We start from the raw sequence: 20904 nt of genomic DNA on the forward strand, positions 1-20904 counted from the left end.
GATCCCACTCGTGGCTGGTTGAATAGAAGGTACTAAGAGGACGCGCAGTTTAAAGCGAAGTTCATGTGACGTCACCGCCGGGCGGGGTTTGGCCGACCAAGGTGGCTGTGTATACTGGCCCACATTTTACGACCCTGGAACCTTCTGATGGTTGATCACCTGATTACATTTGCCACTGCTCACTACCTCCTTGTAGGCGCGTTTGTCATCCTGTTGGCGCTGTTGATTGCTCATGAGATGAGCCGTGGCGGGCGCAGCATCAGCACCGGCGAACTGACCGGCCTGGTCAATCGCGATGAAGGCGTGGTGATTGATATTCGTCCGGCCAAGGACTTTGCCGCAGGCCACATTGTAGGTGCCCTGAATATTCCGCAAGACAAGCTGATTGCGCGCATGGCTGAGCTGGACAAGTTCAAAGGCAAAACCATCATTTTGGTGGACGCTGCGGGTCAGCACTCGGGCGGCCATGCCCGTGAATTGCTCAAGGCTGGCTACAACGCCGCCAAGCTGTCCGGCGGTATTTCCAGCTGGCGCGCCGATAACCTGCCTGTGGTGAAGTAAACATGCCTAAGGTTATCGTTTACTCCAGCGACTATTGCCCTTATTGCTCGCGAGCCAAGTATTTGCTTGAGCAAAAGGGTGTTGCCTTCGAAGAAATAAAAGTCGACGGCAAGCCTCAGATCCGCGCCGAAATGGCCCAGAAGGCAGGCCGCACGTCGGTCCCTCAAATCTGGATTGGCGACCTGCACGTGGGGGGTTGCGATGACCTGTTTGCTCTGGAGCGCGCAGGTAAATTGAATGCGATGCTCGGCGTCTGACGCTCTTTCTCTCTAAGCCCAAGATCAACAAGGATCTGTGATGACTGACCAACAGAACACCGCTGCTGTTAGCGATGAAGACACTGCTCCACAATTCTCGCTGCAACGTATTTACGTGCGTGACTTGTCGTTCGAAGCGCCGAAAAGCCCGGCGATCTTCCGTCAGGCGTGGGAGCCAAGCGTTGCCCTGGACCTGAACACCCGTCAAAAGCCATTGGAAGACGACTTCCACGAAGTGGTATTGACGTTGTCGGTGACCGTCAAAAACGGCGACGAAGTGGCCTTTATCGCTGAAGTTCAGCAAGCGGGCATCTTCCTGATCAAAAACCTTGATGCGGGTTCGATGAGCCACACGCTGGGTGCTTTCTGCCCGAACATCCTGTTCCCGTATGCTCGCGAAACCCTGGACAGCCTGGTGGTTCGCGGCTCGTTCCCGGCCTTGATGCTGGCACCGGTGAACTTCGATGCCTTGTACGCGCAAGAAATGCAGCGTATGCAGGAAGAAGGTTCGCCGACGGTTCAATAACCGGTCGATGAATAAAAAAGCGCCTTAACGGCGCTTTTTTATTGGCTTGGGATTATTTGAACCCCAACTGGCGCCACGCTTCGTAAACGGCCACGGCCACTGTGTTGGACAGGTTGAGGCTGCGGCAGCCTTCGCGCATGGGCAGGCGGAGACGGTGTTCGCTGTCGAGGGCGTCGAGCACTTCGGGCGGCAGGCCACGGCTTTCAGGGCCGAAGATAAACGCATCGCCCTCGGCGAACTGAACGTCGTGGAACGGCTTGGAGCCTTTGGTGGTAAACGCGAACAGACGCGGCTGGCCCAGACTTTCAAGGCAGCTGGCCAGGTCAGCATGGCGCTTGAGCGGCGCGTACTCGTGGTAGTCGAGGCCGGCACGGCGCAAGCGCTTGTCGTCCAGCTCAAAACCGATAGGCTCGATCAAATGCAGGTGGCAGCCACTGTTGGCGCACAGCCTGATAATGTTGCCGGTATTCGGCGGAATTTCTGGTTGGAAAAGGATGACGTGAAACATGCACGGCTCCGAATATGAGGATGGGCGCGATTCTACGCCTGAAGATGACCCGCGACCTAAACTCTGGTTGCGGGTTTTAGGCTCTTTGGCGATTGTCGGTTTTATGGTCGGCCTGATGATTGGCCGTCTGACCACGCCTGAACCCATTGAATTGCAGCAAATAGAAGCCCTGCCGGGCGCACTGGTGGTGTGGTTCAGCGCTGAGCCCAAGCTGCATGGTGAGCTGGTTGATGGCACCGTGGGCGTGTTGTTTGATGCCAAGGGCGGGGTGCAGAAGGGCCAGATAATGCTCAACGGCAAGACCGTGAACTGGCGAGTGCGTGTGACGGATGGTGGGTTGTTGCTGACGTTGGTGGCGGCCCGTGCCTTACAGGGCGACTGGGCCGGTGCGCCGCAGGATGGGCGCTGGCGGTTGCAGGTGAACCTGCGAGAGGAATAAAAGAGGGAATGACGGCCTGCCTGTACCGGTTCCCTGAAAGCGTTGTGCGCGTTGATGCAAGAGTCATCAAGGCTGCGGTGTAAAAGTGGGGAGTCTTGACCTGCCTGTATCAAGGTCCCCTAAAGCGGTGTGTCTTGTTATAGGTATTGCAGGGCGCGTGCCAGTTTTGGCTCGTGTGTGAAATTGAGTGAATAAAATGCAAAAGCCCCGGAATACGGGGCGTTTTAGGTGCGCCTTTCGCACGCGTTGGATTTGGCTGAAAGCCTTGATCTAGAGCGGTGCACGATAATGGTGCGGGCGTGCTTTTGAGTGGTGCGGGTAGAGCTAAAGCCCCTCACCCCAGCCCTCTCCCCGAGGGAGAGGGAGCTTAAAGCAGAAGCCCCTCACCCTAACCCTCTCCCAAAGTGAGAGGGGATTAAAAGCAAAAGCAGATTTGCGTAGCGCCACCGATCAAGTTCCCTCTCCCTCCGGGAGAGGGTTAGGGTGAGGGCGCTTTTGATCTGCCTTACGCCTCATCACCCTCGTCTTCCTCGCCATCAATCTTCATCCCCAACTCCTTGATCTTGCGCGTCAAGGTGTTGCGACCCCAGCCCAGCAGCACAGCAGCGTCACGGCGACGACCTGCGGTGTGTTTGAGCGCGGTCTCAATCATGATCCGCTCAAAGGTCGGCACGGCGCTGTCCAGCAGATTTGACTGACCACGGGCCAGTGCTTGATCTGCCCATTGACGCAGGGCTTGCTCCCAGTTGGTCACCGGCGAGCTGTCCTGTTGCAGGTTCAGCAATTCGGGCGGCAAATCGCTGATATGCACTTCGCGACCCGAGGCCATGACCGTAATCCAGCGGCAGGTATTCTCCAACTGGCGCACGTTGCCAGGCCACGGCAGGTTCTTCAGGTATTGCTCGGTCTCTGCCTTGAGCAACTTGGGCTCCACAGACAACTCTTGCGCAGCGCTGCTGAGGAAGTGCCGGGTCAAGGTCGGAATGTCTTCGCGACGGTCCGACAGGCGCGGGATATGGATGCGAATCACGTTCAGGCGATGAAACAAGTCTTCGCGGAATTTGCCAGCCTGCACCAGGGTTTCAAGGTTTTGATGGGTGGCGGCAATGATGCGCACGTCGACTTTGACGGGCGTATGCCCACCCACGCGGTAGAACTCGCCATCCGCCAAGACCCGCAGCAGACGAGTCTGGGTATCAGCCGGCATGTCGCCGATTTCATCCAGAAACAAGGTGCCCCCGTCAGCCTGTTCAAAGCGGCCGCGACGCAGGTTGGCGGCGCCGGTGAATGCTCCTTTTTCGTGACCGAACAGCTCGGACTCCATCAAGTCTTTAGGGATGGCGGCCATATTCAACGCTATAAACGGTGACGCCGCGCGCGGACTGTGGCGATGCAAGGCGTGAGCAACCAGCTCTTTGCCCGTGCCCGATTCGCCATTGATCAGCACCGTTATATTGGAGTGGCTAAGACGGCCAATGGCGCGAAACACTTCTTGCATCGCCGGTGCTTCGCCAATGATCTCCGGGGTGCGGGCCAGCGCTGGCGACACGGCCAGACCTTGTTGTTCCTGAGCATGCTGGTTGGCGCGCTTGACCAGTGACACCGCTTCATCCACGTCAAACGGCTTGGGCAGGTATTCAAACGCGCCGCCCTGGTACGACGCCACCGCGCTGTCCAGATCGGAATGGGCGGTCATGATGATGACCGGCAGGCGAGGGTGCTGCTCGCGGATCTTGGCCAACAAATCCAGACCGCTTGCGCCGGGCATGCGAATGTCTGAAATGATCACGTCGGGCTGCTGGCGAGCAAGGCGACTCATCACGCCATCGGCGCTGTCGAAGCTTTGTGTGGTCATGCCTTCCTGTTGCAAGGCTTTTTCCAGTACCCAGCGGATAGAACGGTCGTCGTCGACGATCCACACGGTTTCACTTCGGCTCATGTCGATGCGGCTCCTTGTTCCAGTGGTAGAAAGATCGAGAAGAGTGTGTGGCCGGGGTGGCTCTCACATTCGATCAACCCCTGGTGCTGACTGATGATGTTCTGGGTGATGGCAAGGCCCAGCCCCGTTCCGTCCGGGCGGCCGCTGACCATCGGGAAAAACAGGGTGTCCTGCAACTCGGCCGGAATGCCCGGCCCGTTGTCGATAATTTCTATTTTTGTCACCAGACGATGGCGAATATGGCCAATGGTGAACTGGCGCATGGCGCGAGTGCGCAAGGTGATCCGACCCAGTCGCAGTTCGTTCTGGCTGCCGATGGCCTGCATGGCATTGCGCACAATATTAAGGACCGCTTGAATCATTTGCTCGCGGTCGATGAGCAGGTCAGGGAGGCTTGGGTCGTAGTCGCGCACCAGCGTAATGCTGCCCTGCGTTTCCGCTTCAACCAGATTGCACACCCGCTCCAGCACTTCGTGAACATTGGTCATGGACAGCGAGGGCAATTTGTTCGAGCCGAGCATACGATCAACCAGATTGCGCAGGCGGTCGGCTTCTTCAATGATCACGTTGGTGTAGTCGCGCAGGTTTTCGTCGGGCAACTGACGGGCCAGTAATTGCGCCGCGCCACGAATGCCGCCCAAGGGGTTTTTGATTTCATGGGCCAGCCCGCGAACCAGCATCTTGCTGGTTTCTTGTTTGGACAGCTGCGCTTCTTCTTTGGTGATGCGCAGCAGGCGGTCTCGCGGGTGAACTTCAAGCAGCAGCATGGTGCCGCTGTTGCTCAAGATCGGGGTGACGGCGTAATCCACGGTCAGCGTCTGCCCGGTGAGCGACGTCAGCATGGCTTCACGCTTGGTAAACGGATGGGCGTGTTCGACCGCTTGACGCAGCGAGTGCAGCGCTTCGGTGGACTCAGTGAACAATTCGCTGATGAATTGTCCATGACTGCGCTGCCCGCTAATAGCCAGCAGCATCTCGGCTGCCGGATTCATGTACTCAAGGCGTAAAGCGTCATTGAGCAATAGCGTGGCAGTCGTCAGATTGTCGAGTAACAGTCGGTGCAGGGCATCACTGATGGTCATGGGCCAATCCCGGATTACTTGCGCGGGTTACACGCTGAGACAAAGAAAATGCAAAAACCAAACCAAGGCTCTTAAAAGAAGCGCTAATCGCCTGAAATGAGGACTTGGAGCCCATAAAGGTGGCGTAAAGCCTGCTCGCTGGCGCATCTTTGACCCAATGTGGGCTGCAAATCGAATCGTTCAGCTATTGATGCACCAATATAGTGCAAGTCAAGCAATTGGTTCAGGTTGTCTTAAACATTCAGACGCGTGCGCAATTGCGCGCCAAAAAAAAACCTCCCGAAGGAGGTTTTTTTAATTCACGCCGGGTTAACCCGGCGTGTCTGGATTAGCAGCTGTAGTACAGCTCGTATTCCAGTGGGTGTACGAAGGTGCGTACTTTGATTTCTTCTTCGCTTTTCAGGGCGATGTAAGCGTCGATGAAGTCGTCGCTGAATACGCCGCCTTTGGTCAGGAACGCACGGCCCTTGTCCAGTTCTTCCAGCGCTTCTTTCAGGCTGCCACACACTTGCGGGATCTCTTTGGCCTCTTCAGGCGGCAGGTCGTACAAGTTTTTGTCAGCAGCATCGCCAGGGTGGATCTTGTTCTGGATGCCGTCCAGGCCAGCCATCATCAGTGCCGCGAAGCACAGGTACGGGTTAGCAGCCGGGTCCGGGAAGCGTGCTTCGATACGGCGAGCTTTAGGGCTGGACACGTAAGGAATACGGATCGACGCGGAGCGGTTACGCGCCGAGTAGGCCAGCATGACCGGTGCTTCGAAACCTGGTACCAGACGCTTGTAAGAGTTGGTAGCCGGGTTGGTGAAGCCGTTCAGTGCCTTGCCGTGCTTGATGATGCCGCCGATGAAGTACAGAGCGGTGTCGGACAGACCTGCATAGCCTTCGCCAGCGAAGGTGTTCTTGCCATCTTTGGAGATGGACATGTGAACGTGCATGCCCGAGCCGTTATCGCCGTACAGAGGCTTAGGCATGAAGGTAGCGGTACGGCCGTAGGCGTCTGCTACGTTGTGCACGCAGTACTTCAGGGTCTGAACTTCGTCAGCCTTTTTCACCAGCGTGTTGAACTGAACGCCGATTTCGTTCTGACCAGCAGTGGCCACTTCGTGGTGGTGAACTTCGATAACCAGACCCATTTCTTCCATGGCGTTGCACATGGAGGTACGGATTTCGTGGTCATGGTCGAATGGCGGAACCGGGAAGTAGCCACCTTTGATGCCAGGACGGTGGCCGCGGTTGCCGCCTTCCACGTCCTGATCGGACATCCACGAACCCTGTTCGGAGTAGATCTTGAACATGGAGCCGGAAATGTCGGACTTGAATTTCACTTCGTCGAAGATGAAGAACTCAGGCTCTGGACCGACGAACACGGTGTCACCGATACCGGTGGACTTCAGGTATTCCTCGGCACGGTTAGCGATGGCGCGTGGATCGCGGTCATAGCCTTGCATGGTCGAAGGTTCGATGATGTCGCACACCAGGATCAGCGTAGGCTGTTCGGTGAACGGGTCCAGAACTGCCGTGCTGTCGTCTGGCAGCAGGATCATGTCGGACGCTTCGATGCCTTTCCAGCCAGCAATGGAGGAGCCGTCGAACATTTTGCCGTCGGTGAAGAAGTTTTCATCCAGCGCATCACGGGCCGGCATGGTCACGTGGTGCTGAGTGCCTTTGGTGTCAGTGAAGCGCAGATCAATCCACTTGACGTCATGATCTTTGATGAGTTGAACCGACTTCGACATAGTGTCCTCCGGGTGGCTTAGGGCTGGTGGTGGATTAGCCCTTAATAAGTGGTTGATGCCGGCGCGAATACTCTGCCAAGGCAACCTGCCTCACAAGGGAGCAAATTGCATGCCAGTGCCCCGACTTGCCCCAATCTCAGGCAGGTAGCGACGTAGACTACCGATTAGCACCCTGAATCGCACTTAAATGAAGCGATTAAGGCTATAAATGCGCTGTTTTGGTGCGACCAAAACCGTTTGTACGATAACTGGTTAAACCTTGAGCAATTTCCGCTATAATCCGCGCCCCCCTTTTTTGGTAGGCTGCTCGCGCGCTGTTTTCATGAAACTAATCGTTAAAGTCTTCCCCGAAATCACTATCAAGAGCCGTCCGGTTCGGATGCGTTTCGTCCGTCAATTGGCCAAAAACATCCGTGCTGTGCTCCGCGATCTGGACCCGGCCGTGGTGGTGACAGGTGTGTGGGACAACATCGAACTGCAAACACGCGTAACCGACCCCAAAGCCTTGAAGGAGATGACTGAGCGCCTGAGCTGCATGCCGGGCATCGCGCATTTTCTGCAAGTGGACGAGTACCCGTTGGGTGACTTCGACGACGTCGTTGAAAAGTGCAAAGTGCACTTCGGCGACGCGTTGGCGGGCAAGATTTTTTCAGTGCGCTGCAAGCGTGCCGGCAAGCATCCGTTTACCTCGATGGAAATCGAAAAATACGTCGGCAGCAAGCTGCGACGTGAATGCGGTGCGGCCGGAATTGACCTGAAAAAGCCGGAAATCGAAGTCCGCTTCGAAATTCGCGACCAACGGTTGTTTGTGATTCACAGCCAGCACGACAGCATTGGCGGCTTCCCGCTGGGCTCGCTGGATCAGACGCTGGTTTTGATGTCCGGCGGGTTCGATTCTACCGTGGCGGCTTACCAGGTCATGCGCCGCGGGCTGATGAGCCACTTCTGCTTCTTCAACCTCGGCGGGCGTGCCCACGAGCTGGGCGTGATGGAAGTCGCGCACTATATATGGAAGAAGTACGGCAGCTCCCAGCGCGTACTGTTTGTCAGCGTTCCGTTCGAAGAAGTATTGGGCGAAATTCTCGGCAAAGTCGATAACAGTCATATGGGCGTCATTTTGAAGCGTATGATGTTGCGCGCTGCTACCCGTATCGCTGAACGCCTGGAAATCGAAGTGCTGGTGACCGGTGAAGCGATTTCGCAGGTGTCGAGCCAGACGCTGCCCAACTTGTCGCTGATTGACTCGGCGACTGACAAGCTGGTGTTGCGTCCGCTGATCGTCAGCCACAAGCAAGACATCATTGATCAGGCAGAAGCCATCGGCACGGCCGATTTTGCCAAGCACATGCCTGAATATTGCGGGGTGATTTCGGTCAACCCCAAGACCCACGCCAAGCGCAACCGCGTGGAGTATGAAGAACAACAGTTTGATATGGCCGTGCTTGAGCGTGCGCTTGAGCGGGCTAAACTGGTGCCGATTGATCGTGTAATCGATGAATTGGGCCAGGACTTGCAAGTCGAAGAAGTCAGCGAAGTGCTGGCGGGCCAAATCGTGATCGACATCCGTCACCCGGATGATCAGGAAGATCGACCGCTGGAACTGGCTGGCATCGAAGTACAAGCGTTGCCGTTCTATGCTTTGAACAGCCGCTTCAAGGAACTGGATGACACCCGTCAGTACCTGTTGTATTGCGACAAAGGCGTGATGAGTCGCCTGCATGCTCACCATTTGCTCAGTGAGGGACATGCCAATGTGCGCGTTTATCGACCGAGCTAAGAGCCCGGGGCTGTATGCCTGTGGCCTGCGTCACCGGCCCCCCGACGCCGCCGTCAAGCTGTAACGGCTTTGCCGGACTCTACTGTTAATCGCTGCCACGACCTGTCAGCACACCGAATCCTCTGATCGAGATACACAAGTGATCGAAAATCTACGTAACATCGCCATCATTGCTCACGTTGACCACGGTAAAACCACCCTGGTAGACAAACTCTTGCGTCAATCCGGCACTCTGGAGCGCAACGAGCTCAACGACGAGCGCGTGATGGACTCCAACGACCAGGAAAAAGAGCGCGGCATTACCATTCTTGCCAAGAACACCGCTATCAACTGGAACGGCTACCACATCAACATCGTGGACACCCCGGGCCACGCCGACTTCGGCGGTGAAGTTGAACGTGTAATGTCGATGGTTGACTCCGTTCTGCTGCTGGTTGACGCTCAAGACGGCCCTATGCCGCAAACCCGTTTCGTGACCAAGAAGGCGTTCGAAGCTGGCCTGCGTCCAATCGTGGTAATCAACAAGGTTGACCGTCCAGGCGCGCGTCCGGACTGGGTTCTGGATCAAATCTTCGACCTGTTCGACAACCTGGGTGCTACCGAAGAACAGCTGGACTTCAAAGTGGTTTACGCCTCTGCCCTGAACGGTATTGCTGGTCTTGAGCACACCGACATGGCTGAAGACATGACCCCGCTGTACCAGTCGATCGTCGACAACGTACCGGCGCCAAAAGTTGACCGTGACGGCCCGTTCCAGATGCAAATCTCGGCACTGGACTACAACAGCTTCCTGGGCATTATCGGTGTTGGCCGTATCGCTCGTGGTCGCGTCAAGCCGAACACCCCGGTAGTTGCCATCGACGCTGACGGCAAGCGCCGCAACGGTCGTATCCTGAAGCTGATGGGTCACCACGGTCTGCACCGTGTAGACGTTGAAGAAGCTTCGGCAGGCGACATCGTTTGCATCAGCGGTATGGATTCGCTGTTCATCTCCGACACCCTGTGTGATCCGATGAACGTTGAAGCGATGAAGCCGTTGACCGTTGACGAGCCAACCGTTTCCATGACCTTCCAGGTAAACGACTCGCCTTTCTGCGGTAAAGAAGGCAAGTTCGTGACTTCCCGTAACATCAAGGAACGTCTGGACAAAGAGCTGCTGTACAACGTTGCACTGCGCGTTGAAGAAGGCGACACCGCTGACAAGTTCAAGGTTTCCGGTCGTGGCGAGCTGCACTTGTCCGTATTGATCGAAACCATGCGTCGCGAAGGCTTCGAAATGGGCGTTGGTCGTCCAGAAGTGATCATCCGCGTTGTAGACGGTGTTAAGCAGGAACCGTTTGAAAACGTAACCATCGACACCCCTGAAGAAACTCAGGGCAAGGTGATGGAAGAGATGGGCCTGCGTAAAGGCGACCTGACCAACATGGTGCCGGATGGCAAAGGCCGTGTTCGTCTGGAATACAACATCCCTGCTCGTGGTCTGATCGGTTTCCGTAACCAGTTCCTGACCCTGACCAACGGTGCTGGCATCCTGACCTCGATCTTCGATCGCTACGACACCATGAAGTCGGGCCACATGTCCGGCCGTCAGAACGGTGTTCTGGTATCGGTTGAGACTGGCAAGGCGCTGACCTACTCCCTGGAAACTCTGCAGGCGCGTGGCAAGCTGTTCGTTGAGCACGGTCAAGAGATCTACAACGGTCAGATCGTTGGTCTGAACAGCCGTGACACCGACATGGGCGTTAACCCTACCAAGGGCAAGAAGCTCGACAACATGCGTGCTTCGGGTAAAGACGAAACCATCGCTCTGGTTCCACCTGTTCGCTTCACTCTGGAACAGGCTCTGGAATTCATCCAGGACGACGAGCTGTGCGAAGTAACGCCTAAGTCCATCCGTCTTCGTAAGAAGATCCTGGACGAAGGCGAGCGTACCCGCGCTGCTAAAAAAGCCAAAAACTAAGTTAATTAGTTAGCGGCAATAAAAAACGCCCCCGGCCTTGCGGTCGGGGGCGTTTTTTTGTGGCCGTGATTTGTGTATTCAACGGCCCCTCACCCTAGCCCTCTCCCAGAGGGAGAGGGGACTAAAAGCAAAAACAGAGCTAGGCAACACCACCGATCATTCCCCTCTCCCTCCGGGAGAGGGCTAGGGTGAGGGCGCTTTTGCGCTTAAAAATCCATCAGCTTGACGCTGCTGTTCTTGCGCTCAACGGCTTTGGGGATATACGCGCAATACCCGGGGCGCGGGCCAATGCGCGGGTGATTGCGGCACGTATCCGGGCGCTTTTCATAAATGGTGCACATGCGCGATTTACGATCCAGATACAGGCAATCGTTATTGCTCATGCGCTGCAGGGTGAAAATCCCTGACTTCTGATTGAATCGCTCAACGATGCCGTCTTTCTGCAAGCGCTTGGCGATGTTCTTCGGCGGGTCGCCGAGCTCGAATTCATCGACCAGGCCAATGCGGATCAGGTCTTTGATCTTGACCTCGACCGGCAGCGTGCAGCAGCTGGAAATGCAGGAACCGCACATGGGCGCAGAGTATTTGGCCCAGGTATCGAGACGGTCGATTTCCGCGGCGGCGATCAGGTTGGACTTCATCGGACTTAATATTCCAGCGTGCATCAGGGCGCGCGATCATACCGGGGTTGGCGAAAGAGTGAGCAACCATTTGCCGGTTTTTTGCACACAGCCATGTTTTAACGCTGTGCACCGGGTGTGTGCATGGTTTTGGGGCATCAACGCGCGCGTCGGATGATTTTTATGAAACCCGTCAAAAAAGCCCGAATCAAAGCCCTTGGTTCTTGTCGAACCGTCTAGGCTGAGTCCTACCCGTTCTTCAAATCGCTCCATCTCGATTGAGGTTGTATCGATGCCCCAGGAACCGCTTGTTAGTGAAGACCAGGTCGCGGCATTTCGTAACGCTGTGATCACCAAATTGACCTACGCGGTGGGTAAAGATCCAGAGCACGCGTTTGACCACGACTGGTTTGAAGCCGTCGCACTGGCCGCGCGCGACCATATGGTCGAGCACTGGATGGACAACACCCGGCAGATTTATCGCAAAGACCAGAAGCGCGTGTATTACCTGTCGCTGGAGTTCTTGATCGGTCGCTTGCTGTACGACAGCCTGAGCAACCTCGGCCTGCTGGAGGTGGCGCGTGAGGCCATGAGCGAGCTGGGGGTTGATCTGGAGCGCATTCGCCTGCTAGAGCCGGATGCGGCGCTGGGCAACGGCGGCCTCGGGCGTCTGGCTGCCTGCTTTATGGAAAGTATGTCGACCCTGGGCGTCGCCGCTCACGGGTATGGCATTCGTTATGAGCACGGCTTGTTTCGCCAAAGCATTGTCGATGGCTGGCAACAGGAGCAAACCGAAAACTGGCTCGACTTTGGTAACCCCTGGGAATTCGAACGCGCCGAAGTGCTGTACTCCATCGGCTTTGGCGGCTCGGTGGAGTCCAAAGAAGATGAACAAGGCCAGTTGCGGCAAATATGGTGGCCCGGTGAAACCGTGCGCGCCATCGCCTACGACACCCCGGTTGTAGGCTGGCGTGGGGCCAGCGTTAACACCTTGCGCCTGTGGCGGGCGAGGGCGCTGCACGATCTGAACCTGGGGCGTTTCAATGCTGGCGACCATTTGGGCGCGGTGGCTGAAGTGGTGCGCGCAGAGAGCATCTCCCGCGTGTTGTACCCCGCAGACAGCAATGAGGCGGGCCAAGAATTGCGCCTGCGTCAGGAGTACTTCTTTGTGTCGGCTTCGCTACAGGACTTGCTGCGCCGCCACCTGCACGCGCACGTGAACCTGCTGAACCTGGCCGACCACGTCTCGATCCAGCTTAACGACACCCACCCCTCCATCGCCGTGGCAGAGTTGATGCGCATCCTGGTCGACGAGCACGGCATGGAGTGGTCTGTCGCGTGGCAAATCACGGTCGATACCCTGTCCTATACCAACCACACCTTGCTGCCGGAGGCGCTGGAAACCTGGCCGGTCGCGTTGATGGAGCGTCTGTTGCCGCGGCATATGCAGATCATTTACCTGATCAACGGCTATCACATCGATTCGTTGCGCGAAAAAGGCGTCCATGACTTTGACGTGCTGCGGGCCGTGTCGCTGATCGAAGAAGATCACGGCCGCCGGGTGCGCATGGGTAATCTCGCCTTTTTGGGCTGTCACAGTGTCAACGGGGTGTCCGGGCTGCACACCCAGCTGATGCGCAGCACGGTCTTTTCCGAGCTGCACAAACTTTACCCGGACCGCATCAACAACAAGACCAACGGTGTCACCTTCCGCCGCTGGCTGTTTCAGTCAAATCCACCGCTGACCGCCATGCTGGTCGATGCGTTAGGGGCGGATGTGGTGGACGAGACCGAGCACAAATTAATCAAGCTCGAACCCTTCGCCGAGCGCGCCGACTTCCGTAAAAAATTTGCGGAACAGCGCCTGCAAAACAAATGCACCTTGGCGGCGCTAATCTATGAGCGGCTGGGCGTGGTGGTCAATCCCGAAGCGATGTTCGATGTGCAGGTCAAACGCATTCACGAGTACAAGCGCCAGTTGCTCAACTTGCTGCACACCGTGGCGCTGTATCAGGCGATCCGCGCCGAGCCGGGCAATCACTGGGTGCCCCGGGTGAAAATTTTTGCGGGCAAGGCGGCGGCCAGCTACGACCAGGCCAAACTCATCATCAAATTGGCCAACGACATCGCCCGCACCGTCAATAACGACCCGACGGTGCGAGGTTTGCTTAAAGTCGTGTTTATCCCCAACTACAACGTCAGCCTGGCTGAGAACATCATTCCGGCGGCTGATTTATCGGAGCAGATTTCCACCGCAGGCTTCGAAGCCTCAGGCACCAGCAACATGAAGTTCGGGCTTAATGGTGCGTTGACCATTGGCACGATGGACGGTGCCAACGTGGAGATGTGCGAAAGGGTAGGGGCAGAAAACATGTTCATTTTCGGCCTTAGCTCGCAGCAGGTCGAGGCACGACAGCGCAGTGGCGAGTTTCATGCCGGCCCCGAAGTGGCTGCCTCGCACCGACTCAACGATGTGTTGCAAGCGATTCGCAGCGGGGTGTTTTCCCACGACGATCCGGCGCGTTACACCGCCATGATTGATTCGTTGATCAACTATGACCGTTTCTTGGTCTGCGCTGACTTCGATTCGTATTGGTCTGCGCAAATGCGCGTTGAGCACTTGTGGCACGACAAGGATGCCTGGTGGCGGGCGGCAGTACTGAACACCGCGCGCATGGGCTGGTTTTCATCGGACCGCACCATTCGTGAATACGCGACTGAAATCTGGAAAGCGCTGTAACTCTATACCCCTTGTAGCCGCTGCCGCAGGCTGCGATCGAGACCCAAGGGCTCGCACTTTTAAATGCGAATACCTTCAGTCCTTATCGCAGCCTGCGGCAGCGGCTACAGGAATAGTGAGGGATTTCACCCCTCAACTGAACCCGTTCGGCCTGTTCTGAGTCTGATTAGAAGATTTGCTTGGCAACTCGCGTTAAACTGCGCGGGTTTTCGCCCCCTCCCCCTAGTTCGGAGCCTTACATGTCCCGCGTTACCCTGAGTCGCTATCTGATCGAGCAGACCCGCAGCAACAACACCCCTGCTGATTTGCGTTTCCTCATCGAAGTGGTGGCGCGTGCTTGCAAAGAGATCAGCCACGCTGTGTCCAAAGGCGCCCTGGGCGGTGTTTTGGGCAGCATGGGCACTGAAAACGTGCAAGGTGAAGTGCAGAAGAAACTCGACGTGATTTCCAACGAAATCCTGCTCGAAGCCAACGAATGGGGCGGTCACTTGGCCGGCATGGCGTCCGAAGAAATGGACAATGCCTACCAGATTCCTGGCAAATACCCGAAAGGCGCCTACCTGCTGGTTTTCGATCCACTGGACGGTTCGTCCAACATCGACATCAACGCACCGGTTGGCACCATTTTCTCGGTATTGCGTTGCCCGAATGAATACCTGAGCCAGAACGAACCGCTGAACGAAAAAGCCTTCTTGCAGCCAGGCACGGAGCAGGTTGCTGCCGGTTATGCCATCTATGGCCCGCAGACCATGCTGGTACTGACGTTGGGCGACGGCGTCAAAGGCTTCACCCTGGACCGTGAAATGGGCAGCTTCGTACTGACCCACGAAGACATCACCATTCCTGAAAGCACCCAGGAATTCGCCATCAACATGTCCAACCAGCGTCACTGGGAAGCCCCGGTACAGCGCTATGTTGACGAGTTGCTGGCAGGCGAAGAAGGCGCCTTGAAGAAGAACTTCAATATGCGCTGGGTCGCTGCCATGGTGGCCGATGTGCACCGTATCCTGACCCGCGGTGGCTTGTTCATGTACCCACGTGACAGCCGCGAGCCCTCCAAGCCGGGCAAACTGCGCCTGATGTACGAAGCCAACCCGATGTCCTTCCTGGTTGAGCAAGCAGGCGGCGCGTCCACAGACGGCCACCAGCGCATTCTCGACATCCAGCCTGAAGGTCTGCACCAGCGTGTAGCGGTGTACCTGGGCTCGAAAGAAGAAGTCGCGCGCATCACCGCCTACCATAAGGCGTAAGTATTACCTGTAGCCGCTGCCGCAGGCTGCGCCAAGGGCCGTAGGCCCTTCAAAAACAGGGCCGCTGCGCAGCCCATCGCAGCCTGCGGCAGCGGCTACACGTCTTGCATCCCCCGGCCAAACAAATCCTTTCCCCCTGTGGGAACCCCTTCGCGTTTATCTCTTCTAAGCTTGCAGCAGGCAGCAATGCCGACTTTCTTTTTCAGGAGTTTTTCCATGAAGTTGCGTTCTTTGGCATTGTTGTCCTTCTGTGTGTTGCTAGCGGCCTGCAGCAAGGTCAATCAAGAGAACTACTCCAAACTTTCCGCTGGTATGACTAAAGCGCAAGTCGAGCAATTACTGGGTTCGCCCACTGAATGTTCAGGCGCGCTGGGCATGTCGAGCTGCACGTGGGGCGACCAGAAAGCCTTTATCAGCGTGCAATACGCAGGCGACAAAGTGCTGATTTTCTCGGGCCAGGGTTTGAAGTAAGACTGATCAGGAGCTTTAGCGATGAAACGTTTATTAGCCGGCCTTGGGGCTGCGTTGGTCTTGGCAGGGTGTTCCACGTCCAGTAATGACACGATGGCCCCTAGAACGGTCGATAACGTCGACCTCAAACGCTATCAAGGCACGTGGTATGAACAGGCCCGATTGCCGATGTTCTTCCAGCGTAATTGCGCCCAGTCTGAAGCCCATTACAGCTTGAAACCCGATGGCAATGTAGCGGTGCTGAACCGTTGCTTGACCGAAGAGGGTGAGTGGCAGGAAGCCAAAGGCACGGCTACCCCGCAAGTGCCGGGTAAAACCGACAAGTTGTGGGTCGAGTTCGATAACTGGGTGTCAACCTTGTTGCCGGGCGTAACCAAGGGCGATTACTGGGTGCTGTATTTGGGCGACAACTACAGCACGGCGCTGGTGGGTAACCCAGACCGCAAATACCTGTGGTTATTGTCACGCAAGCCGCAAATTGACCAGCAAACCCGTGATGAGCTGCTCAGCAAGGCTCAGCAGCAGGGCTATGACACCACACGCTTGATCTGGCGCACGCCCGATGCGGACATGCCAAAAGGTATGAAGTAAGGCCGATGTGCCCCTCAGCGAGCGCTGGGGGGCACAGGCTTAACCCTTAACCGCGCAGCAGGGTCTTCCAAGCGCGGTTCTGGTACACGGCGATGGCTTGTTGTTTGCGAGCGTTGAGCAATTCGTCGTTGTGCTCTGCATCTTCAGAAATGGGCATATTGGCCAACTCCTGCAACTTGTTCATCTCACCGTACAAGCGGTCCAGCTCCGGAATTTCCAGCACGTTACGCGCCAGACGCAACCATGCCTGAATGCGCTCGATGCGCGGCAGTTGCTCGGCCAGGTCTTCAGGTTGCTGCTGGTAGCGATTCAAACGCAGAGCGATGGCTTCGTCCGACAGCAAACGTGGCAGCCAGCTGGCCAATTGAGCGGCGCCCTGACGATTGCCACGGGTGGTACCGCGATCAACAGTCCAGCTGCGCTCCATCAACCAGCGCGACGTGTTCAGGGAGAACTGGCCCCAGCGTGGGTCTTCCAACTCTTCCAGGAACTGCTCAGGCGCGGCTTTACGCACGTCTTCGTCGTCCTGACCTATCTGCACCAGCGGGCGCCAGTCTTCCAGCAACGCGTCCAGTGAAGCCCGCAGCGCGCTGGTGGATTGACGTGGAGCCGCTTGGCCAAGGCTGCTGACCAGTGCGCGAAGGTCGATCAATTGCTGTACCCAGTCTTGCAGCAAGCGCCAGTGACCGTTGAAACGGTATTGCTCGGCCAGCCGCTGGCTGTTGCCCAGCAAGTGCCAGGCCAGTGCGGCAAACGCGTCGTCCAGCGGTGTTTCAGGGGTCAGCTCGGGCGCAGGCAGGTTTACCGAATAGCTGTTGGCGTCGAACAGGCGATAGCCACGCTCGGCCTTGCTGATATCACACGGCATCAGGGCCAGCTTCTCGGCCAGTTCGGCTGCCAGTTCCAGCAAGGCTTGTGGCTCGCCTTCACGCAGTTCGAGTTCCAGCTCGCAGATTTCTTCTTTCTGCTTACCGGCAATTACGTGGCCCAGATCCAGTGCCGCCTCGATCACCACCTTGGATTTGCCTCGGCCCCACGAGATTTCAGCGCGCTCGCGGACAAAATCGGTGGTGAAGATCGGCTTTAGCGTTTTCTTGTCCAGCTCGGCCAATTGTTCAGGCCAGCACTCGCCGTCGAGCAACTTGGTGTCGAGCTTGGCTTTCGCCAGTTTCCAGTCGTATTCGTTACGCTGCGACAGACCGGCAACGCTTTGGCCGCGGGTTTTGAGGGTTTGAATCACCTCGTCGCCATCGCGGCGCAGACGCAGGGCCACCTTGGCCTTGGCCAGGTCGCGCTCAGGCGTGTCGAAGTACTGATTGAGCAACTCACGGCTTTCCCAGCCACTTTTGTTGCGCTTTTTCAGCAGAGGGTGCTCGCGCAAGGCAGCGAGGGTTTCGCGGCTTACGCGCAGTTTGATTTCGGTTTCTTTGTGCATGGCCGGACAATCCAGAAGCGGTGTGCAGCCGGGGAAAGAGTGGCTGCCAAGGCCGTGCAGTGTACAGGACTCGCCGAGGCTATGCCCCGCATGGGTTTATTCTGCGGCGCAGATGGCTCTATGATGGGCCTCGCCCAGCCAACAGGAAGTCAGCGCATGCCTTTACCTTCCCTCAAAGAGCAGTTCGCTGCCTTGATCGGCACGCCGTCGGTCAGTTGCACCCAGCCTCATCTGGATCAGTCCAACCGCGCGGTGATCGACTTACTGGCCACGTGGCTGGGTGATTTGGGCTTCAGCTGTGACATCCAGCAGGTCAGCCCCGGCAAATTCAACCTGCTGGCAAGCTTTGGCAGCGGCCCCGGCGGTTTGGTGCTGGCCGGGCACAGCGACACCGTGCCGTATGACGAAGCGCTGTGGCAGACCGATCCGCTCAAGCTGACCGAAGTCGATAACCGCTGGGTCGGCCTGGGCAGTTGTGACATGAAAGGCTTTTTCGCGTTGATCATCGAGGCCGTGCGCCCGTTGCTTGATCAGCCGTTCAAACAACCGCTGCTGATTCTGGCCACCTGCGATGAAGAAACCTCGATGGCCGGTGCGCGGGCGTTGGCCGACGCCGGTCGTCCGCTGGGCCGGGCGGCGGTGATTGGCGAACCCACGGGGCTCAAGCCAATCCGTATGCACAAAGGCGTGATGATGGAGCGCATCGACATACTGGGGCGCAGCGGTCACTCTTCCGACCCCAGCCTTGGCCACAGCGCGCTGGATGCCATGCACGACGCGATGAGCGAACTCAAAGCCCTGCGCCAGCAATGGCTGGGCGAGTACCGCAACCCGCAATTCAGCGTGCCCCAGCCGACTTTGAACTTTGGCTGCATTCACGGTGGCGACAACCCCAACCGCATTTGCGGCCAGTGCTCGCTGGAGTTCGACCTGAGACCTTTGCCGGGGATGGACCCGAACGCGCTGCGTGCGATCATTCGCAGCAAGCTGGAGCCCTTAGCCGAACGGCATCAGGTGAACATTGATTTCGCCCCCATTGCCGCTGGCGTAGCGCCTTTTGAACAGGCGGCTGACGCTGAGTTGGTTCGCGTGGCCGAACGCCTGACCGGCCATGTCGCGCAAGCAGTAGCGTTTGGTACTGAAGCGCCTTATCTTCAGCAGCTTGGCTGCGAAACCATCGTGCTCGGCCCGGGTGACATCACCTGCGCGCATCAACCGGGTGAACACCTGGAAATGTCACGTTTGCAGCCGACCGTGCGTCTACTGACCCAATTGATTGAACATTATTGCCTGACCCCGGCCCGGTAAATTGCCCGAGCCCCGCCCCGTACACACAAGGAGAGCACGCGTGTTGCCAACTTTGTTTCGACGATAACCATCAGCCCGTTGTGCGCGTGTTGTTTTTGCCCTTTTTAGGCGGCTCTCATTTTTACAGGCTCTGGTTATGCACGATTACGTTAATTGGTTGCGTCACGCGTCTCCTTACATCAATGCCCACCGCGATTGCACCTTTGTCGTCATGCTCCCTGGCGACGGCGTGGCGCACCCCAACTTTGGCAACATTGTTCACGACCTGGTGCTGCTGCACAGCTTGGGCGTGCGGCTGGTGTTGGTGCACGGTTCGCGTCCGCAAATCGAAAGCCGGCTGCAAGCCCGTGGCCTGATGCCGCATTACCACGATGGGCTGCGGATCACCGACGCGCCGACCCTTGAGTGCGTGATCGATGCGGTGGGCCAGCTGCGCATTGCGATCGAAGCACGGCTGTCGATGGACATGGCGTCCTCACCGATGCAGGGTTCACGTTTGCGGGTGGCCAGCGGCAACCTGGTGACTGCGCGCCCAATCGGCGTGCTCAACGGCGTGGACTACCACCACACCGGCGAAGTGCGCCGGGTCGACCGTAAAGGTATCAACCGCTTGCTGGACGAGCGCTCGATTGTCTTGCTGTCGCCGTTGGGTTACTCGCCCACGGGTGAAATATTCAATCTGGCCTGCGAAGACGTTGCCACGCGTGCAGCGATTGATCTGGGCGCTGACAAACTGTTGTTGTTCGGTGCTGAGCCTGGCTTGTTGGATGAAGACGGGCGGTTGGTGCGAGAGCTTCGCCCGCAGCAAGTCCCTGCCCATATGAAGCGTCTGGGCAGCGACTATCAGGCAGAACTGCTGGATGCGGCGGCTGAAGCGTGCCGGGGTGGGGTGCCGCGCAGCCATATCGTCAGCTATGCCGAAGACGGCGCGCTGCTGACCGAACTGTTTACTCGTAACGGCGGCGGCACGCTGGTGGCGCAAGAACAGTTTGAAGTGACGCGCGAAGCGGCGATTGAAGACGTGGGTGGTTTGCTCGAGCTCATCAGCCCGCTGGAAGAGCAGGGCATTCTGGTGCGCCGCTCGCGTGAAGTCTTGGAGCGGGAAATCGAGCAATTCAGCGTGGTTGAGCGTGAAGGCATGATCATCGCGTGTGCGGCGCTGTATCAGATTGCCGATTCGGATGCTGGGGAGCTGGCGTGTCTGGCGGTGAACCCGGAGTACCGTCATGGTCGCCGGGGCGATGAATTGCTTGAGCGCATTGAAAACCGGGCACGGGCGCAGGGGTTGAAGACTCTGTTTGTACTGACGACACGCACGGCCCATTGGTTTCGCGAGCGTGGTTTTGAGCCGAGCAGCGTAGAGCGCCTGCCTGCGGCGCGGGCTTCGCTGTACAACTATCAGCGTAATTCGAAGATCTTTGAAAAGGCACTGTGAAGCGCCTGCGGCACCCTCACCCTAGCCCTCTCCCAGAGGGAGAGGGGACTGATCGGTGGCGTTGCGCCTATCTGTTTTTGACTTTAGCCCCCTCTCCCTCTGGGAGAGGGTTGGGGTGAGGGTCTTCGGCGCGAGCTATCAAAACTCTCGCACCACCCTAACGCTTTCCCGGAGTGAGAGGGGACTGATCGGTGGCGTTGCGCACATCTGTTTATGACTTTAGCTCCCTCTCCCTCTGGGAGAGGGTTGGGGTGAGGGTCTTCGGCGCGA

General features: G+C 57.4%; 18 protein-coding genes. 12 read left to right on the forward strand and 6 right to left on the reverse strand.

The window, feature by feature from the left end:
- Window positions 1–147 precede the first annotated feature (147 nt).
- The 3 genes from ACI7MX_RS03265 to secB are packed head-to-tail and all read left to right on the forward strand — an operon-like array spanning window position 148 to window position 1344.
- A complete protein-coding gene (locus ACI7MX_RS03265; RefSeq protein WP_122785267.1) occupies window positions 148–561 on the forward strand; it encodes a rhodanese-like domain-containing protein in 414 nt (137 codons plus the stop codon).
- Between the two features lie 2 nt (window positions 562–563).
- The gene (gene grxC, locus ACI7MX_RS03270) at window positions 564–818 is read left to right on the forward strand and encodes a glutaredoxin 3 (RefSeq protein WP_122785266.1); all 255 of its coding nucleotides are present in this window, start codon (window positions 564–566) and stop codon (window positions 816–818) included.
- 40 nt (window positions 819–858) lie between these two features.
- A complete protein-coding gene (gene secB, locus ACI7MX_RS03275) occupies window positions 859–1344 on the forward strand; it encodes a protein-export chaperone SecB (RefSeq protein ID WP_122785265.1) in 486 nt (161 codons plus the stop codon).
- A 52-nt stretch (window positions 1345–1396) separates the two neighbouring features.
- On the opposite strand, the gene trmL is transcribed toward secB, so the two are convergent.
- Window positions 1397–1852, reverse strand: a complete 456-nt coding sequence (trmL, locus tag ACI7MX_RS03280; RefSeq protein WP_314492027.1) for a tRNA (uridine(34)/cytosine(34)/5-carboxymethylaminomethyluridine(34)-2'-O)-methyltransferase TrmL — start codon at window positions 1850–1852, stop codon at window positions 1397–1399.
- Between trmL and ACI7MX_RS03285 the strand changes: the two genes are divergently transcribed.
- Window positions 1851–2291: a hypothetical protein gene (locus tag ACI7MX_RS03285; protein ID WP_405584845.1), complete on the forward strand. Its 441-nt coding sequence runs from the start codon at window positions 1851–1853 to the stop codon at window positions 2289–2291. The two genes, trmL and ACI7MX_RS03285, sit on opposite strands and share 2 nt — an antisense overlap.
- Window positions 2292–2796: 505 nt before the next feature.
- Here ACI7MX_RS03285 and ntrC read toward each other — a convergent pair.
- The 3 genes from ntrC to glnA form a co-directional block, all read right to left on the reverse strand.
- Window positions 2797–4230, reverse strand: coding sequence for a nitrogen regulation protein NR(I) (ntrC, locus tag ACI7MX_RS03290; RefSeq protein ID WP_314492036.1), 1434 nt, complete (start codon window positions 4228–4230; stop codon window positions 2797–2799).
- On the reverse strand, window positions 4227–5312 hold the full coding sequence (gene glnL, locus ACI7MX_RS03295) for a nitrogen regulation protein NR(II) (RefSeq protein WP_314492038.1): 1086 nt from the start codon (window positions 5310–5312) through the stop codon (window positions 4227–4229). The genes ntrC and glnL overlap by 4 nt, the downstream gene beginning before the upstream one ends.
- 328 nt (window positions 5313–5640) lie before the next feature.
- A complete protein-coding gene (gene glnA / locus ACI7MX_RS03300; RefSeq protein WP_048364610.1) occupies window positions 5641–7047 on the reverse strand; it encodes a glutamate--ammonia ligase in 1407 nt (468 codons plus the stop codon).
- Between the two features lie 322 nt (window positions 7048–7369).
- On the opposite strand from glnA, the gene thiI reads away from it, so the two are divergent.
- Window positions 7370–8824 (forward strand): tRNA uracil 4-sulfurtransferase ThiI, encoded by a 1455-nt coding sequence (gene thiI / locus ACI7MX_RS03305; protein WP_405584850.1) that lies wholly within the window; start codon window positions 7370–7372, stop codon window positions 8822–8824.
- A gap of 139 nt (window positions 8825–8963) precedes the next feature.
- Entirely contained in the window at window positions 8964–10784 is a 1821-nt protein-coding gene (typA, locus tag ACI7MX_RS03310) for a translational GTPase TypA (protein ID WP_405584853.1), read from the forward strand.
- A 206-nt stretch (window positions 10785–10990) separates the two neighbouring features.
- Here typA and ACI7MX_RS03315 read toward each other — a convergent pair whose 3' ends face one another.
- Window positions 10991–11425, reverse strand: a complete 435-nt coding sequence (locus ACI7MX_RS03315; protein WP_122785258.1) for a YkgJ family cysteine cluster protein — start codon at window positions 11423–11425, stop codon at window positions 10991–10993.
- Between the two features lie 271 nt (window positions 11426–11696).
- Between ACI7MX_RS03315 and ACI7MX_RS03320 the strand changes: the two genes are divergently transcribed.
- From ACI7MX_RS03320 to ACI7MX_RS03335, 4 genes are all read left to right on the forward strand, one after another.
- Window positions 11697–14144 (forward strand): glycogen/starch/alpha-glucan phosphorylase, encoded by a 2448-nt coding sequence (locus ACI7MX_RS03320; RefSeq protein WP_314492274.1) that lies wholly within the window; start codon window positions 11697–11699, stop codon window positions 14142–14144.
- 239 nt (window positions 14145–14383) lie between these two features.
- Window positions 14384–15394 carry a class 1 fructose-bisphosphatase gene (locus tag ACI7MX_RS03325; RefSeq protein WP_405584857.1) on the forward strand — a complete coding sequence of 337 codons (1011 nt, stop codon included), beginning with the start codon at window positions 14384–14386 and terminating at the stop codon, window positions 15392–15394.
- Window positions 15395–15610: 216 nt separating this feature from the next.
- The gene (gene bamE, locus ACI7MX_RS03330) at window positions 15611–15865 is read left to right on the forward strand and encodes an outer membrane protein assembly factor BamE (RefSeq protein ID WP_153378123.1); all 255 of its coding nucleotides are present in this window, start codon (window positions 15611–15613) and stop codon (window positions 15863–15865) included.
- Window positions 15866–15886: 21 nt separating this feature from the next.
- Window positions 15887–16456, forward strand: a complete 570-nt coding sequence (locus ACI7MX_RS03335) for a lipocalin family protein (protein ID WP_405584860.1) — start codon at window positions 15887–15889, stop codon at window positions 16454–16456.
- A 46-nt stretch (window positions 16457–16502) separates the two neighbouring features.
- Here ACI7MX_RS03335 and ACI7MX_RS03340 read toward each other — a convergent pair whose 3' ends face one another.
- Window positions 16503–17891, reverse strand: coding sequence for an inorganic triphosphatase (locus ACI7MX_RS03340; RefSeq protein WP_405584863.1), 1389 nt, complete (start codon window positions 17889–17891; stop codon window positions 16503–16505).
- 156 nt (window positions 17892–18047) lie between these two features.
- On the opposite strand from ACI7MX_RS03340, the gene argE reads away from it, so the two are divergent.
- Together argE and argA are read left to right on the forward strand one after the other, a co-directional pair.
- Window positions 18048–19199, forward strand: a complete 1152-nt coding sequence (gene argE, locus ACI7MX_RS03345; RefSeq protein ID WP_122785252.1) for an acetylornithine deacetylase — start codon at window positions 18048–18050, stop codon at window positions 19197–19199.
- Window positions 19200–19335: 136 nt separating this feature from the next.
- Window positions 19336–20634 (forward strand): amino-acid N-acetyltransferase, encoded by a 1299-nt coding sequence (gene argA / locus ACI7MX_RS03350; RefSeq protein WP_122785251.1) that lies wholly within the window; start codon window positions 19336–19338, stop codon window positions 20632–20634.
- The last annotated feature ends 270 nt before the right edge of the window (window positions 20635–20904 follow it).

This window comes from Pseudomonas sp. 2024-210 (assembly GCF_045062345.1).
Taxonomy (GTDB): Bacteria; Pseudomonadota; Gammaproteobacteria; order Pseudomonadales; family Pseudomonadaceae; genus Aquipseudomonas.

Coding starts and splice junctions, on each gene's coding strand:
- ACI7MX_RS03265 (WP_122785267.1), top strand. CDS start 148: ATGGTTGATCACCTGATTACATTTGCCACTGCTCACTACCTCCTTGTA.
- grxC (WP_122785266.1), top strand. CDS start 564: ATGCCTAAGGTTATCGTTTACTCCAGCGACTATTGCCCTTATTGCTCG.
- secB (WP_122785265.1), top strand. CDS start 859: ATGACTGACCAACAGAACACCGCTGCTGTTAGCGATGAAGACACTGCT.
- ACI7MX_RS03285 (WP_405584845.1), top strand. CDS start 1,851: ATGCACGGCTCCGAATATGAGGATGGGCGCGATTCTACGCCTGAAGAT.
- trmL (WP_314492027.1), bottom strand. CDS start 1,852: ATGTTTCACGTCATCCTTTTCCAACCAGAAATTCCGCCGAATACCGGC.
- ntrC (WP_314492036.1), bottom strand. CDS start 4,230: ATGAGCCGAAGTGAAACCGTGTGGATCGTCGACGACGACCGTTCTATC.
- glnL (WP_314492038.1), bottom strand. CDS start 5,312: ATGACCATCAGTGATGCCCTGCACCGACTGTTACTCGACAATCTGACG.
- glnA (WP_048364610.1), bottom strand. CDS start 7,047: ATGTCGAAGTCGGTTCAACTCATCAAAGATCATGACGTCAAGTGGATT.
- thiI (WP_405584850.1), top strand. CDS start 7,370: ATGAAACTAATCGTTAAAGTCTTCCCCGAAATCACTATCAAGAGCCGT.
- ACI7MX_RS03315 (WP_122785258.1), bottom strand. CDS start 11,425: ATGAAGTCCAACCTGATCGCCGCCGCGGAAATCGACCGTCTCGATACC.
- ACI7MX_RS03320 (WP_314492274.1), top strand. CDS start 11,697: ATGCCCCAGGAACCGCTTGTTAGTGAAGACCAGGTCGCGGCATTTCGT.
- ACI7MX_RS03325 (WP_405584857.1), top strand. CDS start 14,384: ATGTCCCGCGTTACCCTGAGTCGCTATCTGATCGAGCAGACCCGCAGC.
- bamE (WP_153378123.1), top strand. CDS start 15,611: ATGAAGTTGCGTTCTTTGGCATTGTTGTCCTTCTGTGTGTTGCTAGCG.
- ACI7MX_RS03335 (WP_405584860.1), top strand. CDS start 15,887: ATGAAACGTTTATTAGCCGGCCTTGGGGCTGCGTTGGTCTTGGCAGGG.
- ACI7MX_RS03340 (WP_405584863.1), bottom strand. CDS start 17,891: ATGCACAAAGAAACCGAAATCAAACTGCGCGTAAGCCGCGAAACCCTC.
- argE (WP_122785252.1), top strand. CDS start 18,048: ATGCCTTTACCTTCCCTCAAAGAGCAGTTCGCTGCCTTGATCGGCACG.
- argA (WP_122785251.1), top strand. CDS start 19,336: ATGCACGATTACGTTAATTGGTTGCGTCACGCGTCTCCTTACATCAAT.